Below are 430 nucleotides of genomic sequence, written 5' to 3' on the forward strand. Positions count from 1 at the left end.
ACCGTGCTGATCACCATGGCCGCCTCCCTGGTGCTGCTGCCCGCGCTGCTGGCCCTGTTCGGGGGGCGCATCCAGCGCCACGTGCTCAAGCAGGCGGCCAAGGCCACCGAGAGGGGCAAGACCGAAGGCAACCGCTGGCGTGCGATGGCGCGCGTCGTGCAGCGCCGCCCGATCCCGACCTTGCTGGTCGGTGTCATCGCTCTGCTGGCCCTGTCGGCACCGGCTCTGGGCATGCGCCTGGGCTTTGCCGACTCCGGCAACGACCCCAAGGAGACCACCTCCCGGCAGGCATATGACCTGCTTGCCGAGGGCTTCGGCCCCGGTTTCAACGGCCCCCTGATCGTCCTGGTCATGGGCGATCAGGCCGCCGGGAAGACGGTTCAGGCCGAGCTGGCCAAGACCGACGGGATTGCCGAGGCCAGCCCCGCGA

1 protein-coding gene is annotated in these 430 nt (G+C 70.2%); it reads left to right on the forward strand.

The features are described from left to right. Positions 1-15: 15 nt before the first annotated feature. Positions 16-430, forward strand: a 415-nt coding sequence (locus J1M44_RS11455; RefSeq protein ID WP_241253058.1) for an MMPL family transporter, incomplete at its 3' end; no start/stop codon positions are given.

The sequence above is a fragment of the Micrococcus sp. KRD128 genome (assembly GCF_017168395.1).
GTDB classification, from domain to species: domain Bacteria; phylum Actinomycetota; class Actinomycetes; order Actinomycetales; family Micrococcaceae; genus Micrococcus; species Micrococcus luteus.